Consider the following 17,264-nt stretch of genomic DNA (forward strand, 5'->3'; position numbering starts at 1 on the left):
GCGGGTGCGGGTTCCGGTGTCGGCGCGGCTGGTACGGGTCCGGGTGGGGCTGCTGCTGGTGCGTGGCGCTTGCCGGGTGCGGATGCTGCTGGTGCCGCGGGCGTGAGGGGCGGGGCAGTACTCGTTCGTGGCGGAACGGATGCCTCGGCGGAGTTCCCGCCCCCCGCAGGGGCTTTCCGGACATTGCGAACTCTTTGGCCCCTGCCGTGTCAGGCGTCCCCCACGTAACGTGTGTGCCAACGACCCGGAAAGCGAGGCAGTACCCCATGCCCGAGCAGTCCACGCCAGCGTCCCCGCTCGACGTCCCCGAGGGCGACCCCTTCGGTCCGCACAACCTCCCTTACGGCGTGTTCTCCACCGCGGACGCGCCCGAGCGGCGCCGTGTCGGAGTCCGTATCGGCGGCCACGTGCTGGACGCGGGAGCCGCCGCGCTGGCGCTCGGCTCCCCGTACGCCCAGCTCCTCGCCCAGCCCTCCCTCAACCCGCTGCTCGCGGCGGGCCGCACCGCCTGGCGCGACGTGCGCCGCGCCCTCACCGCCTGGCTCACCAGCCCCGCGCACCGCGAGGACATAGAGCCGCTGCTGCACCCGCTCGGCGCGGTCACGCTGCACCTGCCGTACGAGGTCGCGGACTACGTCGACTTCTACGCGAGCGAGCACCACGCCACGAACGTCGGCAGGATCTTCCGCCCGGACGGCGACGCGCTGACGCCCAACTGGAAGCACCTGCCGATCGGTTACCACGGCCGGTCCGGCACCGTCGTGGTCTCCGGGACGGACGTGGTGCGCCCCTCCGGCCAGCGCAAGGCGCCCACCGACCCCGCGCCCGTCTTCGGCCCTTCGGTGAAGCTGGACATCGAGGCCGAGGTCGGCTTCGTCGTCGGCACGCCGTCCGAGCTGGGCAGGCCCGTCGCGCTGGCCGACTTCCGCGACCACGTCTTCGGCCTGTCGCTCCTCAACGACTGGTCGGCGCGCGACATCCAGGCCTGGGAGTACGTTCCGCTGGGCCCCTTCCTCGGCAAGTCGTTCACCACGTCGGTGTCGGCGTGGGTGACGCCGCTGGAGGCGTTGGAGGCCGCCCGCGTCGCCCCGCCCGTCAGGGACCTCCCGCTGCTCCCGTACCTGGACGACGCGGACGACGAGGATCCGGGCGGCTTCGACCTGCGCATCTCCGTGGCCATCAACGGCCAGGTCGTCGCCGAGCCGCCGTTCGCCGGCATGTACTGGACGGCGGCGCAGCAGCTCGCGCACATGACGGTCAACGGGGCGTCGCTGCGCACGGGCGACCTGTACGGATCGGGCACCGTCAGCGGTCCCGAGACCGGTCAGCGCGGTTCGCTGCTCGAACTGACCTGGAACGGACGCGACCCGATCGAACTCGCCGAGGGCAAGCGGACGTTCTTGGAGGACGGGGACGAAGTCACCCTGACGGCGTGGGCCCCGGGCCCGGACGGCACACGCGTGGGACTGGGCGAGGTCACCGGTCGCATCGTGGCGGCGGGCTGACACCGGACCGAGGGGGCGCCGGAACACGTCGGGTACGAAGCGGGCCGGGGCCCGGCACGGTCGACGATGCGCCGGCCCGTGGGCCGAAATCCGTCGCGGGCAAGGTCGTCGGGGGCTGAAACCCCGGGCGTCGGGGAAGCCTGAAGGGGAGCCCGGGGCCCTCTCGTTGGAGGCTGACGTTCTGATGCCCGCCGACCCGCCGCACGAGCCGCACCTGTCCCTGCCCGAGGAGTTGCTGCTGCTCGGCCTCCACCCCGAGAAGGGCGGCGCGCGTGTCAGCCTCCGCTACCTGGAGTACGGGGTGGCGGGCGCCGTCCTCGCGGTCCTGGAGGGGGCGGGCTGCGTGGAGCGGGACCACAGCAGGGTGCGGGTCCGCACGCCGGTCCCGCCGGCCGCCCTGACCTCCGGGCCGGCGGCCGACCCGGTCGCGGTGCAGCTGCTCGCCGGACTGCCAGGACCGGGGAAGGGGCGGGACAGCGGCATCCGCACCGCCTCCTTCATCCGGCGCACCCGGCGCGAGGCGACGGGGCTCTACCTGGACCGGCTGGTCGAACGGGGCGTACTGCGGCGCGAGTCGAGGCGGGTCCTCGGCCTCTTCCCGCTGATCCGCCACCCGGCCGCAGGACCGGACCGGTCGGCTCCGCTCCACCGTCGGCTGACCGTGGCGGCGAAGTCCGGTTTCCCCGATCCCCGCGACCGGCTGCTGGCCGCCCTCCTCTCCGCCACCGACCTGGCGAACCGCCATTTCCCCGGCTACGCGGCCCGCCCCCTGCGGGCGGCGATGCGCGATCTCGCCAAGCGGGAGTGGACTGCCAAGGCGGTCCGCAGCGCGGTGGACGGCGACAAGGCGGCCAGCCACGGGGGAGGCGGCTGAGCGCCCGCCCCGGATGTCGCCGGGCGGGACGCCGCACGACCCGCACCGGGTCCGTGCCACTCCTACCGCAGCGTCCGGAAGAATTCCCGGACGTCCTTCGTCAGCAGGTCCGGCTCCTCCAGCGCCGCGAAGTGGCCGCCCCGGTCGGTCACGTCCGTCCACCGTACGATCGTGTTCTCCCGCTCCGCGTACCGCCGGATGCCCACGTCGTGCGCCAGCACCAGTACGCCCGTCGGAACGCCGGAGTTCTTGTTCGGCTCGCCCCAGGCCTGCTCCTGGGCGTAGCCCACGTATGCGGCGGACGCGGCCGTTCCGGTCAGCCAGTAGAGCATCACGTTCGTCAGCAGCCGGTCCCGGCCGAGAATGTCCTCGGGGTCGACGGAACGCGGGTGCGTCCACTCGCGGAACTTGTCCATGATCCAGGCGAGCTGGGCGACCGGCGAGTCGATCAGCCCGTAGCCGAGCGTCTGTGGGCGTGTCGACTGGATTGCGAGGTAGCCGAACTCCTCCCGCATGAACGCCTCGATGCGGGCGATCCGGTCCCGCTCCAGCGGACTGAGCGACGCCGACTCCGCCTCCGTGAGCGGAAGGTCCGGCATCGGACCCGGGTCGCCGTTCACATGGACGCCCACCACGTGCTCGGTGGCCACCCGGCCCAACTCCGGTGACACACTCGCCCCGAGGTCCCCGCCCTGCGCCCCGTACCTCTCGTATCCCAGCCGGTGCATCAGTTCCGCCCAGGTGCGGGCGATCCGCGCGGTGTCCCAGCCGCTCTCGGCGACCGGGCCGGAGAAGCCGAAGCCGGGGAGGGAGGGAATGACGACGTGGAAGGCGTCCGCGGGGTCGCCGCCGTGCGCGCGCGGGTCGGTCAACGGGCCGATGACGTCGAGGAATTCGACGACAGACCCCGGCCAGCCGTGCGTCAGCACCAGCGGCAGCGCGTCCGGCTCGGGCGAGCGGACGTGCAGGAAGTGGATGCGCTGCCCGTCGATCTCCGTGGTGAACTGCGGGTACTGGTTGAGTTCGCGCTCCGCCGCCCGCCAGTCGTACGTCTCCCGCCAGTACGAGACGAGCCCGCGCAGCCACCGCGTCGGAGCGCCGGTGTCCCAGCCGTCGCCGGGCAGCGGGGCCGGCCAGCGGATGGCATCCAGCTTCGCGTGCAGGGCGTCCAACTCGTGCTGCGGGATGTCGACGCGGAACGGAGTGACCTGCTCGTTTCGGCTCATGAGAAGAACCTAGGCGGCACCTGGGACACCTTTGGTCCTAGCCGGCTGCCGGATTCCACGGTCATGCCGGAAACCTCCGCACGCCTCCTGAGACTGCTCTCCCTCCTCCAGACCCCGCGCGACTGGCCGGGCTCCGCGCTCGCCGAACGCCTCGGCGTCGACGTCCGGACCGTCCGCCGCGACATCGACAAGCTGCGCTGCCGCACTTTCCGCCTCGACCGGCTGCGCACCCGCGTCCCGGCCGGCCCGCGCTTCGCCCCGCGCGAGCTGACCGTCGAGAAGGTGGCCTCCCGAACCTCGCAGGGCGTGTCCACGGCCGCGTACCGCTACCGGGCCCGGGCGTCCTGCGGGTGCCGATGGAGCGGGCCGCCGCCGTGATCCCGCCCACCGTGGGAACGCTGGAGGACATCGACGGACGGTCCTGCATCCTGCGCGCCGGGTCGGACTCCCTCGACGAACTCGTCCTCCACCTGTGGCCTGTTCGGATCCCGCTTCGAGGTGCACGAGCCCCCGGAGCTGGTGCGCCGGGTCGGGGAACTCGCCGCGCTGCTCGCGGCGGCCACGTCGGTGGGCACCGCCATCGCGTAGTGGCCTCAGGCGGTGAGGACGCCGTCCCACAGGGCGGCGCGGTACGAACCGAGGATGCGGTCCGCGAGCCAGCCGCCCGCCACGGACACCAGACAGACGAGCGTGCCGTACGCCGGGCCGGGGGTGGGGCTCTATTCGCGACAAAGGAAATATTCCTGGTCGAAGCAGCTCTACATCAACAAGTCGGTCATTTCAGACTGTGCTGAAGGGGACAGGGCGCTGGTCTCGGTGATCGAAAGTCGACGGGATAGGCTGACTTGTTGAGTGATGCCAGCGACAGATCGACAATCCGTGTGATCGTCAGCAGACAGGAGTAACCCTCGTGACCGTCGTCGGGCCGTTCGGACTGAGCGTGCGGGACCAGGCCCTGGAGACCGATGTCCAGGCCGGACTGGCAGCCGTCGAGGAGGGACTGCTCGACGCGACCAAGAGCGAGGTCCCCTTCATCACGGAGGCCGCGCAGCACCTCGTACGCGCAGGTGGGAAGCGTTTCCGGCCACTCCTCGTGATGCTGGCCTCGCAGTTCGGCGACCCCCACGCCCCGGGCGTCGTGCCCTCCGCGGTGGTCGTGGAACTGACGCACCTGGCGACGCTCTACCACGACGACGTGATGGACGAGGCGGACGTGCGCCGCGGCGTGCCCAGCGCGAACTCGCGCTGGGACAACTCCGTCGCGGTCCTCACCGGCGACTTCCTCTTCGCCCGCGCCTCGCACATCCTTGCGGACCTGGGCCCGGAGGCCGTGCGCATCCAGGCCGGGGCGTTCGAACGCCTGGTGACCGGTCAGATCCTGGAAACCGCCGGACCGCGCGACGGACGTGACCCGATCGACCACTACCTCGACGTCATGGCGGGCAAGACGGGCTCGCTGGTCGCCGTCTCCTGCCGGTTCGGCGCGATGATCGCCGGCGCGGACGAGAGCGTCGTCGACATCCTCACGCAGTACGGCGAGCGCCTGGGCACCGCCTTCCAGCTCGCCGACGACGTCCTCGACATCGCCAGCGACAGCCACGAGTCGGGCAAGACCCCCGGCACCGACCTGCGCGAGGGCATCCCCACGCTGCCGGTGCTGCACCTGCGGGCCATGGCGGAGGCCGAGGAGCGGCCCGAGGACATCGAGCTGTGCGCACGGCTCGACGGCGATCTGTCGGGCGACGCGGAACTGGCCGCCGTGCTGGAGCAGCTGCGGGCGCACCCCGCCCTGGAGCAGGCGCGGCGCGACACCGTGCGGTACGCGGAGGAGGCCAGGGCCGCCCTGGCGCCGCTGCCGGACTGCTACGCCAAGTCGGCACTGGCGGAACTGTGCGACGCGGTGGTGCACCGGGCGGGTTGACGGCCGCGTACGAAGTCCCTGTAGGAGCCACCTGTTCTTCCCCACCCCCTGGTGGGGGACGAGCGGGTGGTTTCTGTCATCCCGTGGGTGTAGACGAGGTTGCACCCGGGGGCTGATGCAATGAGCCGCCCATTTTGGTCTGATTGACCTCACCACTCCTGACCATTTCGGGTGAGAATGGCGGCGCGGGGGTGGGGACGAACGTGAGGACGACGGCCGCCAACTTCACGGAGGCAGGGGCACACATGGCACCGAACGGCAACGCAGAGACCACCGAGGGCACCCGGACGGTGCGCCGCCGCAAGGCCGCGCGTTACGCGGTGCCGGTCGCGGTGGCGGGGGTGGCGGGGCTGACTCTCGGACTCGTCCCGGCGCTCGCCAGCGCCGGCGACCCGGACCTGCCGCAGATCACCGCGCAGCAGCTCATCGAGAAGATGGCCGCCTCGGACACCCAGCAGCTGTCCGGCACCGTCAGGATCAGCACGGACCTGGGCCTGCCCTCGCTCGGCGGCCTGGCCGGCAGCCTCGGCGGCGCGGCCAAGGACGCCCGGGGCGGCTCCGGCGAGGGTTCGTCCGCCGACCCGCAGGCCAAGCTGATGCAGCTCGCCTCCGGTACGCACACGCTGCGCGTCGCGGCCGACGGCCCCGACCGGCAGAAGGTGTCGCTGCTCGACGAGGCCTCCGAGTACAGCCTGATCCACAACAAGGACCAGGTCTGGGCGTACGACAGTGCCTCGAACGAGGTGTTCCACGCGAAGGCGCCGCGCGACGCGGACCGGGGCGAGCGCGACTCCGACAAGCACCAGAGGCTGCCCGAGGGGATGCCGAGCACGCCCAAGGAGTTCGCCGAGCAGGCACTCAAGGCGTCCGAGAAGGACACGTCCGTGACGGTCGACGGCACGGCGCAGGTCGCGGGCCGGGACGCGTACCAGCTGCTCATCAAGCCCAAGCAGTCCGGTTCGACGGTCGGCGAGATCCGGGTCGCGGTGGACGCGAAGAACGGCGTTCCGCTGAAGTTCACGCTCTCCCCGAGCAGCGGTGGCAAGGCCGTGGTCGACGCCGGCTTCACCAAGGTCGACTTCGCCAGGCCGGCCGCGGGCACCTTCGACTTCAGCCCGCCCAAGGGCGCGAAGGTCACCGAGGCCGACGCGCTGAAGGACCACGAGGGCGGCAAGGGGAAGAACTCCGGGGACTTCGGCCTCGGCAAGGACTTCGGCAAGGACCTGGAGAAGGAGTTCGGCAAGGGCGGCGCCGGTGCGGGCGGCGTCGAGGTCCTCGGCGAGGGCTGGACGTCGATCGCCCGGATCAACACCGGGGCTCCGGGCGTGGGAGCCGGGGCGAAGAAGGGCGAGATGCCCGCGGAGGCCCAGGGTCTGCTCGACTCGCTGGGCGACAAGGTGTCCGGCAAGTTCGGCGAGGGCCGGGTCTTCTCGACCCGCCTGGTCAACGCGCTGATGACGGACGACGGCACGGTGTACGTCGGCGCGGTCACCAAGGATGCCCTGGTGAAGGCCGCCAACGAAGCGAAGTAGGGCAAGTGGGCGGACGCACCGGGAGGGTCGGGGTCGGACGGTGGACGAGCTGACCGGTGGGGAAAGAGGCTCCGCCGCATCCGTGGCGGAGCCCGTGATCGCCACCCGCGGGCTCACCAAGCGGTTCCGCGGCGGTCAGCTCGCCGTCGACGGCCTCGACCTGTCCGTCCCGGCCGGGAGCGTGTTCGGCTTCCTCGGGCCCAACGGCTCGGAGAAGACGACGACCATCCGGATGCTGATGGGCCTGATCGAGCCGACCTCCGGCACGGCGCGGGTGCTCGGCCGGCCGATGCCGGCCGCCGCCCGCACCGTACTTCCGCACGTGGGCGCTCTCATCGAAGGCCCCGCGCTGTACGGCTTCCTGTCCGGACGCGACAACCTGCTGCGGTACGACGCCGCCGACCCCACCGCCGATCCGCGCACCCGCGGGGCGCGGGTCGCCGCCGCACTCGACCGGGTCGGGCTGACCCCGGCGGGCGCCAAGAAGGCACGGGCGTACTCGCTGGGCATGAAGCAGCGGCTCGGCCTCGCGGCGGCCCTCCTCCAGCCCCGCGAACTCCTCGTCCTCGACGAGCCGACCAACGGGCTGGACCCGCAGGGGATGCGGGAAATCCGCTCCCTCGTCAGGGAACTCGCGGCCGAGGGCACCACGGTCTTCCTCTCCTCCCACCTCCTGGACGAGATCGAACAGGTCTGCACGCACGCGGCGGTGATGGCCGGGGGTCGCCTGATCACCCAGGGCGCGGTCGCCGACCTCGCGGCGGGCGCCCGGGGCCGCCTGGTCGTCAGCACCCCGGACACGGGCGAGGCGGCGCGGGTCCTCAAGGAACGGGGCGTGACCGACCTGGAGGTCGGCGACGGACGCGTCACCGGGGCGGCCCCCAAAACCTCCGGCCCCGGTCTGGCGGAGCTGAACGCGGCGCTGGTCCACGCGGGGGTCCGGGTCACCGGCTTCGGGGCCGAGCGGGCCTCGCTGGAGGACGCGTTCGTGGCGCTGACGGGGGAGGGCTTCGATGTCACGGGCTGAACGGGACGCGCGGGGGGCGGGCGCGGGGGACGAGGGGGACGGGCCGGGTGCGGGTGCAGTTGTGGGAGCCGGTGTGGCTGTCGGAGCCGGTGCCGGTGTTGGCGCGGGCACGGGTGCGGACGTCGGTGTCGGTGCTGGCGCGGGCACCGGAACGGGTGCGGGTGCTCGTGGGATGCGGGCGCGGAAAGCCGTGGGGCCTGTGCGTCCTGTGAGTCCTCTGTGGTCGTGGGGTCTCCTCCGCTCCGAGCTGGGCGTCACCTTCCGGCGCTGGCGGACGCTCGCGCTGCTGGCGGTGCTCGCAGGCGTACCCGTACTGATCGGCGTCGCCGTCAAGGTCGAGACCGGTGACGGCTCCACCGGGTCCGGCGGCCAGGGAGGCGGACCGGCCTTCTTCGCGCAGATCACCCACAACGGTCTCTTCCTGGTCTTCGCCGCGCTCGCCGCCACTCTCCCGGTGTTCCTGCCCATGGCCGTCGGCGTCGTCGCGGGTGACGCCGTCGCGGGAGAGGCCGGCGCGGGCACCTTGCGCTATCTGCTAATCGCTCCCGCCGGACGCGCCCGGCTCCTGCTGGTCAAGTACGTCGGCACGCTCGCCTTCTGCCTCGTGGCCACCCTCGTCGTGGCGGCGTCCGCGTTGGCCACCGGGGCGCTGCTGTTCCCGGTGGGCGAGGTCATGACGATCTCCGGTGTACCGATCGGCCTCGGGGAGGGGCTGCTGCGGGTGGTGGCGATCGCCTTGGCCGCAGCGGCGTCACTCATCGGGTTCGCCGCGCTCTGCCTCTTCGTCTCCACGCTCACCCACAGCGGTATCGCCGCGATGGCGGCGAGCGTGGGCCTGCTGATCACGGTGCAGATCCTGGACACGATCCCGCAGTTGCACGCGATCCACCCGTACCTGTTCCCGCACTACTGGCTGTCCTTCGCGGACCTGCTGCGCGAGCCCGTCTTCTGGGACGACCTGGCGAAGAACCTCGGTCTCCAGGGCGCGTACGCGGCGGTGTTCGGCGCGGCGGCCTGGGCGCGCTTCACGACCCGGGACATCACGACGTAGAGCATCCCCGGTGCGCGGCACCGGAGGCGAACACGGCTGCAGCGCAGGCGGGTGGGATGCGGGAGGAGCCGAGGCGCCGGCGGGTGCGAGGTGCCGGAAGGGGGTACGGGGCCGGCCCCGTACGTTCCCCTCCGGCGTACGGGACCGGCCCTGAGCCTGTGCCGTCCCGAGCCGTCCCCCGATGCGGCTCGACACGACACGGACCGTTCCCCCTCGCGTGGCTATTGTTGGAGGCTGCCCTTCCGCTGTCAACACGGTGCGTGTCGCCGCCCGCTAAACTCCGGGCGTGAGCGCGACGCCCAATCCGCAGCGACGCAGCGAGAAGTCCCGACAGGCGATCCTCGCGGCCTCCATCGACCTGTGCTCCGAAAAGGGGTACGGCGGAGTCACCATGGAGGCGATCGCCGCCCGAGCGGGCGTCAGCAAGAAGACGATCTACCGCTGGTGGCCCTCCAAGGGGGCCGTGCTCCTCGAAGCCGTCGGTCAGAAGGTCGACTCCGAGGCGCCCTTCCCGGACACCGGGGACCTGGCCGGCGACCTCTACACGCAGATGAACCGGGTGGTGCGGCTGCTGACGACGCCTCCGTTCGGTCCCGCTTACATCGGGATCCTCTCGGAGCTGCACCACGACGCGGAGCTGACCCGGGCGGTCCACGACCAGTTCATCACTCCGCGCTTCACCGCGGCCGTGAACCGGCTCAAGAGCGCCCAGCGGCAGGGGCGGCTGGCGGCCGACGCCGACCTGGAGATGACCGTGGAGCTGCTGTACGGGCCGCTCTACTACCGCTACGCACTGCGCAAGCCGCCGCACAGCCCGGAGCGCACGGTAAAACTGGTCGACCACGTACTGCGGTCGCTGGACTGCCGCCCCTGACGCGGGAGTGGACGCGCGTCGGGGGCGGCAGGGTTCAGCGGGTGCGGTGCGGTGGTGTGGTCGGCCGGCAGCCGTTCCCCTGCGTCCGGTACGTCGGGCGGAAGGGCGCAGCTCCGGCCGCAGGGTGCCGACGGCCGGCTAGAAGGTGAGCTTCCAGCTGGTCAGGCTGCCGGTGTCCTGGCGTGCGACGTCCTGGGCGCGCAGCCTCCAGGTCCCGTTGGCCGGCTCGCTCGACGCGTTCACCGTGTACGTCTCGATGATGTTGTCGGCGGAGTCGCCGCTGCTGGAATTCTTCAACCGGTACGCGGTCCCGTCCGGGGCGAGCAGGTCGATGACCACGTCCCCGCGCCAGGTGTGCTTGATGTTCACCGAGACCTTCAGCGTGGCGGGCGCGTTGCCCGTACGGCCGGACACGGTGATCGGGGACGTCACGGCCGCACCGGCGTCGGGGATCGCCAGCGGGGTCGTGTTCTCGTAGTCGTCGCCGGTCGGCGGGGGAGTGGTGCCGCCGGCGGACAGCGTCCACAGCGCGTGCGCGACGGCGTCGCTGTTGCGGTCGAGGGCGGTGTCGCTGATGTTGGCGGTGTTGTCGCAGGACGAGTGGTAGCAGCGGTCGAAGGCCTGTCCGGCGGTGCCGCCCCACTTCTGCGCCTGGGCCGCGGTCTTGGTGCGGCTCGCCCCGGTGAACAGGCCGCCGACGGGGATGCCGACGTTCTTGAAGCTGGCGTGGTCGGAGCGGCCGTCGCCCTCCGTCTCGATCTCGGTGGGGACGCCGAGACCGGCGAAGTAGTCCTTGAAGGTCTTCTCGATGGCCGGGTCGTCGTCGTAGACGAAGTAGCCGGGGTTCGGCGACCCGATCATGTCGAAGTTGAGGTACCCCGCGAACTTCGCGCGCTCGGTGGACGGGAGGCTGTTGACGTACGCCTTCGAGCCGACGAGGCCCAGCTCCTCCGCGCCCCACCAGCCGAACCTCAGGTGCTTGTCCGGCTTCAACTGGGCGCGCGAGACGGCCAGCGCGGACTCCAGGACGGCGGCGGAGCCCGACCCGTTGTCGTTGATTCCGGCACCGGAGGACACCGAGTCCAGGTGCGCGCCCGCCATCACGATCTTATTCGGGTCGCCGCCCGGCCAGTCGGCGATCAGGTTGTAGCCGGTGGCGCCGCTGGTGGTGAAGGTCTGGAGCGAGGTGGCGAACCCGGCTGCGTCCAGCTTGGCCTTCACGTAGTCGATGGACGCCTTGTAGCCGGGGCGGCCGTGGGCGCGGTTGCCGCCGTTGGCGGCGGCGATGGAGGAGAACTGGGTGAGGTGGGCCTTGACGTTGGCCAGCGGGATGTCGGGTGCGGCGAGCGCCTGCGCTGTCGCGCCCGCCGAGGCGGGTGCGGCGGTGGTGCCGGCGGAGGCGGAGGCGGTTCCGGCGAGCAGACCGGCGACGGCGACGGCGGCGACAGCGGCGACCCTGCCGGATCTGCCGGATATCCGGGATCTGCCGACGGGGGAGGGGGAAAGCGTCATGGGGGGGCTCCGGATTCCGAACGGGGATGGGACGGAACGTGCGGGAACTGGCCGAACCGGTATGACCTGTAAGGCAGTTGAGCGGTGACGCGTGCGTAGTGCGTGCCTGATGTTCAGCGAGAGTTCCTCTCACCGTCAAGGGCGTAATCCGGTCAGAGCTGTTCGGATAACGAACCCACTTCGCCCGACGTGATCATTTGGTGCGCCGGACGAGATAGGCGACGGCCGCCGGGGCAGGGCCCTTCCGTGCGGCTTCGACGGCGAGGCCGTGTCCGGCCGTGGGCAATGGGGTCCGCGCTCGACCCGGACAGGACGAACTCCCCACCAGGCACCTCGTCGGGGTCGCTGAGCAGAGCACGGGCGCGCTTCTGGAGTTCATCACCGGCCCCGACCCCGTCCGCCCCGCCCCGCGCACCCTCACCCGCCCCTCGATGCCGCTCCGGCCTACCGCCCCGCCCGCGCCGGCCGTGCCGCCTCCACGTCCGCCGTCGCCTCGGCCGCCGCTGCTGCCGCCAGGGCCCGCGCCGCCGCGTTCCGTTCCACCGCCGCGCCCCGCGCAGTCCTCGCCGCGTCCCACGTCAGTACCGTCAGCGCGAGCCACACCAGGCCGAAGCCCGCCCACCGCTCCACCGGCATCTCCTCGTGGAAGTACACGATCCCCAGCACGAACTGGAACACCGGCGCGAGGTACTGCAACAGCCCCAGCACCGACAGCGGCACCCGGATCGCCGCCGCCCCGAAGCACACCAGGGGCACCGCGGTGACGACGCCCGTCGCGGCGAGCAGTGCCGCGTGCCCCGCGCCGTGCGCCCCGAACGCCGCTCCGCCGGACGCCCCGAGCCACACCAGGTACCCCAGGGCGGGCAGGAACTGGATGGCCGTCTCGGCGGCCAGCGACTCCAGCCCGCCCAGGTTGACCTTCTTCTTGAGCAGTCCGTACGTGGCGAACGAGAACGCCAGGACCAGCGAGATCCATGGCGGCTGCCCGTACCCGACCGCCAGCACGACGACCGCCGCGGCGCCGACCCCGACCGCCGCCCATTGCGCCGGCCGCATCCGTTCGCCGAGCAGCAGGACGCCCATGGCGATGGTGACGAGAGGGTTGATGAAGTAGCCGAGCGAGGCCTCGACGACGTGGCCGCTGTTGACCGACCAGATGTAGAGGCCCCAGTTGACGCTGATGACGGCCGCGGCGACGGCTATCAGGCCCAGTTTCCGCGGCTGGCGCAGCAGGTCGCGCACCCAGCCCCAGCGCCGGACGGCCAGCAGTGCCAGGCCCACCACGGCCAGCGACCACACCATCCGGTGCGCGAGGATCTCGATCGCCCCGGCGGGCTTCAGCAGCGGCCAGAACAGGGGGACCAGTCCCCACATTCCGTACGCCCCGATGCCGTACAGCAGTCCCGCCCGCTGTTCGTCCTTGGTCTCCAGCGACATCGACACGGCTCTGGCCTCCCGCCCGGAACATGCACTCTGCATACACCCGTCGCCGACGACGGTAAGCCCGCCCGGCCTCGCCTGTCATGTCCGTTCCGCAATACGGTCATGACAGGCGGGGGCGTCCGGAAGCACGGAAGGAGCGCCCGGCCCCTGGTGCGGGCCGGGCGCTCCTTCGCGGAGGTGTGCGGGTACGGCGGTCAGCCGACGACCGTCCAGGTGTCCTTGCCCGCGAGCAGCGCGCCCAGGTCTCCCTTGCCGTCCCGCTCGATGGCCGTGTCGAGCTGGTCGGCCATCAAGGTGTCGTACACCGGCCGCTCGACGGAGCGGAAGACACCGATCGGAGTGTGGTGCAGGGTGTCGGGGTCGGCGAGGCGGGAGAGCGCGAAGGCGGTGGTCGGCGACGCCTGGTGCGCGTCGTGGACGAGGATCTGCGACTGGTTCTTTTCGGTCACCGCGACCACCTTCAGATCACCCGTCACCGCGTCCCGCACGACCCCCTTGGCGCCGTCGGCGCCGAAGCGGATCTGCTGCCCGTGCTCCAGCCGGATCACCGCCTCCTGTGCCTGCTCCTTGTCCTTCAGGGCCTCGAAGGCGCCGTCGTTGAAGATGTTGCAGTTCTGGTAGATCTCGACGAGCGCCGTGCCCGGGTGGTCGGCGGCCTGCCGCAGCACTTCGGTGAGGTGCTTGCGGTCGGAGTCGACGGTGCGGGCGACGAAGGACGCCTCCGCACCGATCGCGAGCGAGACCGGGTTGAAGGGCGCGTCCAGGGAGCCCATCGGGGTCGACTTGGTGATCTTGCCGACCTCGGAGGTGGGGCTGTACTGGCCCTTGGTCAGGCCGTAGATCCGGTTGTTGAACAGGAGGATCTTGAGGTTGACGTTGCGGCGCAGCGCGTGGATCAGGTGGTTGCCGCCGATGGAGAGCGCGTCGCCGTCACCGGTGACCACCCACACGCTCAGGTCCCGCCGCGAGGAGGCGAGTCCCGTCGCGATGGCCGGGGCGCGGCCGTGGATGGAGTGCATCCCGTAGGTGTTCATGTAGTACGGGAAGCGGGAGGAGCAGCCGATTCCGGAGACGAAGACGATGTTCTCCTTCGCCAGTCCCAGCTCCGGCATGAACCCCTGCACGGCGGCCAGCACGGCGTAGTCCCCGCACCCCGGGCACCAGCGCACCTCCTGGTCGGACTTGAAGTCCTTCATCGACTGCTTGCCTTCGGCCCGGGGCACGAGGGACAGCAGTGAGTGCTTGGGTTCGCTCGACGTGACCGTCTCAGTCATCGATGGCCTCCTTGAGGGCCGTTGCCAGCTGCTCGGCCTTGAACGGCATTCCGTTGACCTGGTTGTACGAACGCGCGTCCACGAGGTACTTCGCCCGGATCAGCGTGGCGAGCTGCCCGAGATTCATCTCCGGTACGACCACCTTGTCGTAACGCTTCAACACCTCTTCGAGATTCCCCGGGAAGGGGTTGAGGTGACGCAGGTGCGCCTGCGCGATCGCGACGCCCTCGCCGCGCAGCCGTCGTACCGCCGCCGTGATCGGCCCGTACGTCGAGCCCCAGCCGAGCACCAGGGTGCGGGCCGCGTCCGGGTCGTCGACCGCCAGGTCGGGCACCGTGATGCCGTCGACCTTGGCCTGCCGGGTGCGGACCATGAAGTCGTGGTTGGCCGGGTCGTAGGAGATGTTGCCCGTGCCGTCCTGCTTCTCGATGCCGCCGATGCGGTGTTCGAGGCCGGGGGTGCCGGGCAGTGCCCAGGGCCGGGCCAGGGTCTCGGGATCGCGCTTGTACGGCCAGAACACCTCGGTGCCGTCGGCCAGTTCGTGGTTGGGGCCCTTGGCGAACTGCACGCGCAGGTCGGGAAGTTCGTCGAGGCCGGGAATGCGCCACGGCTCGGAGCCGTTGGCCAGGTAACCGTCGCTCAGCAAAAAGACCGGCGTCCGGTACGTCAGCGCGATGCGCGCCGCTTCCAGCGCGGCGTCGAAGCAGTCGGCGGGCGTACGGGGCGCGACCACCGGCACCGGGGCCTCGCCGTTGCGCCCGTACATCGCCTGGAGCAGATCGGCCTGTTCGGTCTTGGTCGGCAGCCCGGTCGACGGACCGCCGCGCTGGATGGCCACGATCAGCAGCGGCAGCTCCAGGCTCACCGCCAGCCCGATGGTCTCCGACTTGAGCGCGACACCGGGCCCCGAGGTGGTCGTGACGGCCAGCTGGCCGCCGAACGCGGCCCCGAGAGCGGCGCCGATCGCCGCGATCTCGTCCTCCGCCTGGAAGGTCCGCACACCGAAGTTCTTGTGCCGCGACAGCTCGTGCAGGATGTCGGAGGCCGGGGTGATCGGGTAGGAGCCGAGGTAGAGCGGCAGGTCGGCCTGCTGTCCGGCCGCGATCAGCCCGTACGAGAGCGCCAGGTTCCCGGAGATGTTGCGGTACGTGCCCGGAGGGAACGCGGCGGTGGCCGGGGCCACCTCGTAACTCACCGCGAAGTCCTCGGTCGTCTCGCCGAAGTTCCAGCCCGCCCGGAACGCCGCCACGTTGGCCTCGGCGATGTCGGGCTTCTTCGCGAACTTGCGCCGCAGGAACGCCTCCGTGCCCTCGGTGGGCCGGTGGTACATCCAGCTGAGCAGGCCCAGCGCGAACATGTTCTTCGAGCGGCCCGCGTCCTTGCGCGACAGACCGAAGTCCTTCAGCGCCTCGACGGTCAGGGTGGTCAGCGGCACCGGGTGGACGCTGTAACCGTCCAGCGAACCGTCCTCCAGCGGGGACGTCTCGTACCCCACCTTGGCCATGGGCCGCTTGGTGAACTCGTCGGTGTTGATGATGATCTCGGCCCCGCGCGGCACATCGGCGAGGTTCGCCTTCAGCGCGGCGGGATTCATCGCCACCAGGACGTTCGGGGCGTCGCCCGGGGTGAGGATGTCGTGGTCGGCGAAATGCAGCTGGAAGCTGGAGACGCCCGGCAGCGTTCCGGCGGGGGCGCGGATCTCGGCGGGGAAGTTCGGCAGCGTCGAGAGATCGTTGCCGAACGACGCGGTCTCCGACGTGAAGCGGTCACCGGTGAGCTGCATGCCGTCACCGGAGTCCCCCGCGAACCGGATGATCACCCGGTCCAGTCGGCGGACCTCTTTCTCCGGGGCCTTGACCGGAACTGTCACCGGGGCGTCGAGGGCTTCGTCGACGCCTGCTCCGTCGGCCTGCACGGCCGGACTGTTGACCTGGCTGGTCACTGAACTGGACCTCCCTCAGAGGCGGCTGTTCCGGAACGGCCGGCCGACCGGTCGTCCCGGGGCAACCCTACGTCCGCGAGAGTCGCCCAACTCGGCCCGCCCACATGCCGGGACCGCTTTTGAGACACCTCTTCGACCCGATTCCCCACGATTCATCCGCCCCCGGACCGCTGTTTCAAGCCTGAGTGGAACCTGTGCTGCAGACGCTTTGACCTCATCCTTCGGTTCCGGTCCCGCAGCCGGGTCGAGCCCCGCTCGACCCGGCACCGCCGGACCCTCGCCGACCCCTGCCCGCCGGCCCTCAGGAATTCAGATACGTCAGCACCGCCAGCACCCGCCGGTGGTCCCCGACGCTCGGCGACAGGCCGAGCTTCAGGAAGATGTTGCTGACGTGCTTCTCCACCGCCCCGTCGCTCACCACCAGCTGCTTGGCGACCGCCGAGTTGGTCCGCCCCTCCGCCATGAGCCCCAGGACCTCCCGCTCGCGCGGGGTGAGCCCGGCCAGGACGTCCTGCTTGCGGCTCCGGCCCAGGAGCTGGGCCACCACCTCGGGGTCCAGGGCGGTGCCGCCCCTGGCCACCCGCACCACGGCGTCCACGAACTCCCGGACCTCGGCGACCCGGTCCTTCAGCAGATAGCCGACCCCCGTACTGGATTCGGCCAGCAACTCCGTCGCGTACTGCTCCTCCACGTACTGCGACAGGACGAGCACCCCGATGCCGGGGTGCTCCCGCCGCAGCCGCACCGCGGCCCTGACCCCCTCGTCGGTGTGCGTCGGCGGCATCCGCACGTCCGCCACCACGACGTCCGGCAGCTCCCCCCGCGAGGCCAGTTCGGCCACGGTCTTGACCAGGGCTTCCCCGTCCCCGACACCCGCGACCACGTCGTGGCCGAGGTCGGTCAGCAACCGGGTGAGGCCCTCCCGAAGAAGTACCGAATCCTCGGCGATGACCACGCGCACCCTGTCTCCCACGACTCTTCCTGCCCCCAGCTCCGGTGTGTCCAGCATTCGACCGCCCCCAGCATCCCAGCACCCGGACCGGTCTGCGCCCGAGTGGCGGGAAAGAGAGGGGAGGGGAATCC

The 17,264-nt window shown here is 71.2% G+C and carries 14 protein-coding genes and 1 pseudogene; 9 read left to right on the forward strand and 6 right to left on the reverse strand.

Translation table 11 applies throughout. The features are described from left to right. The first annotated feature begins 266 nt into the window (after window positions 1-266). Both fahA and HNQ79_RS06415 read left to right on the forward strand, forming a co-directional pair. Window positions 267-1,505 (forward strand): fumarylacetoacetase, encoded by a 1,239-nt coding sequence (fahA, locus tag HNQ79_RS06410; RefSeq protein ID WP_185027911.1) that lies wholly within the window; start codon window positions 267-269, stop codon window positions 1,503-1,505. Between the two features lie 184 nt (window positions 1,506-1,689). After that, window positions 1,690-2,379 (forward strand): GOLPH3/VPS74 family protein, encoded by a 690-nt coding sequence (locus HNQ79_RS06415; RefSeq protein ID WP_185027913.1) that lies wholly within the window; start codon window positions 1,690-1,692, stop codon window positions 2,377-2,379. A gap of 62 nt (window positions 2,380-2,441) precedes the next feature. Here HNQ79_RS06415 and HNQ79_RS06420 read toward each other — a convergent pair whose 3' ends face one another. Further along, window positions 2,442-3,605 (reverse strand): epoxide hydrolase family protein, encoded by a 1,164-nt coding sequence (locus HNQ79_RS06420; RefSeq protein ID WP_185027915.1) that lies wholly within the window; start codon window positions 3,603-3,605, stop codon window positions 2,442-2,444. A 63-nt stretch (window positions 3,606-3,668) separates the two neighbouring features. Between HNQ79_RS06420 and HNQ79_RS34930 the strand changes: the two are divergent. The 7 genes and pseudogenes from HNQ79_RS34930 to HNQ79_RS06450 form a co-directional block, all read left to right on the forward strand. Next, window positions 3,669-3,803 (forward strand): annotated as a pseudogene (locus tag HNQ79_RS34930) (helix-turn-helix domain-containing protein); the annotation flags it as partial. 712 nt (window positions 3,804-4,515) lie between these two features. Continuing rightward, the gene (locus tag HNQ79_RS06430) at window positions 4,516-5,526 is read left to right on the forward strand and encodes a polyprenyl synthetase family protein (protein ID WP_185027917.1); all 1,011 of its coding nucleotides are present in this window, start codon (window positions 4,516-4,518) and stop codon (window positions 5,524-5,526) included. Between the two features lie 245 nt (window positions 5,527-5,771). Next, window positions 5,772-7,058, forward strand: a complete 1,287-nt coding sequence (locus HNQ79_RS06435) for a LolA family protein (RefSeq protein ID WP_185027919.1) — start codon at window positions 5,772-5,774, stop codon at window positions 7,056-7,058. A gap of 82 nt (window positions 7,059-7,140) precedes the next feature. Then, entirely contained in the window at window positions 7,141-8,085 is a 945-nt protein-coding gene (locus tag HNQ79_RS06440) for an ABC transporter ATP-binding protein (protein ID WP_229923346.1), read from the forward strand. A gap of 47 nt (window positions 8,086-8,132) precedes the next feature. Further along, a complete protein-coding gene (locus tag HNQ79_RS33495) occupies window positions 8,133-8,297 on the forward strand; it encodes a hypothetical protein (RefSeq protein ID WP_229923370.1) in 165 nt (54 codons plus the stop codon). Further along, a complete protein-coding gene (locus tag HNQ79_RS06445; protein WP_229923345.1) occupies window positions 8,258-9,136 on the forward strand; it encodes an ABC transporter permease in 879 nt (292 codons plus the stop codon). Before HNQ79_RS33495 ends, HNQ79_RS06445 begins: the two co-directional genes overlap by 40 nt. A gap of 286 nt (window positions 9,137-9,422) precedes the next feature. Further along, window positions 9,423-10,010, forward strand: a complete 588-nt coding sequence (locus tag HNQ79_RS06450; protein WP_185027926.1) for a TetR/AcrR family transcriptional regulator — start codon at window positions 9,423-9,425, stop codon at window positions 10,008-10,010. Between the two features lie 138 nt (window positions 10,011-10,148). On the opposite strand, the gene HNQ79_RS06455 is transcribed toward HNQ79_RS06450, so the two are convergent. The 5 genes from HNQ79_RS06455 to HNQ79_RS06475 form a co-directional block, all read right to left on the reverse strand. Then, the gene (locus HNQ79_RS06455) at window positions 10,149-11,522 is read right to left on the reverse strand and encodes a M28 family metallopeptidase (RefSeq protein ID WP_185027928.1); all 1,374 of its coding nucleotides are present in this window, start codon (window positions 11,520-11,522) and stop codon (window positions 10,149-10,151) included. Between the two features lie 444 nt (window positions 11,523-11,966). Beyond that, window positions 11,967-12,953 (reverse strand): EamA family transporter RarD, encoded by a 987-nt coding sequence (gene rarD / locus HNQ79_RS06460; RefSeq protein WP_185028710.1) that lies wholly within the window; start codon window positions 12,951-12,953, stop codon window positions 11,967-11,969. 206 nt (window positions 12,954-13,159) lie between these two features. Next, window positions 13,160-14,239, reverse strand: coding sequence for a 2-oxoacid:ferredoxin oxidoreductase subunit beta (locus tag HNQ79_RS06465; protein ID WP_185027930.1), 1,080 nt, complete (start codon window positions 14,237-14,239; stop codon window positions 13,160-13,162). After that, on the reverse strand, window positions 14,232-16,181 hold the full coding sequence (locus HNQ79_RS06470) for a 2-oxoacid:acceptor oxidoreductase subunit alpha (RefSeq protein ID WP_185027932.1): 1,950 nt from the start codon (window positions 16,179-16,181) through the stop codon (window positions 14,232-14,234). Before HNQ79_RS06470 ends, HNQ79_RS06465 begins: the two co-directional genes overlap by 8 nt. 301 nt (window positions 16,182-16,482) lie before the next feature. Beyond that, window positions 16,483-17,142, reverse strand: coding sequence for a response regulator AbrC3 (locus HNQ79_RS06475; protein ID WP_185028712.1), 660 nt, complete (start codon window positions 17,140-17,142; stop codon window positions 16,483-16,485). Window positions 17,143-17,264 lie beyond the last annotated feature (122 nt).

Source organism: Streptomyces candidus (assembly GCF_014207445.1).
In the GTDB taxonomy this organism is placed as follows: domain Bacteria; phylum Actinomycetota; class Actinomycetes; order Streptomycetales; family Streptomycetaceae; genus Streptomyces; species Streptomyces candidus.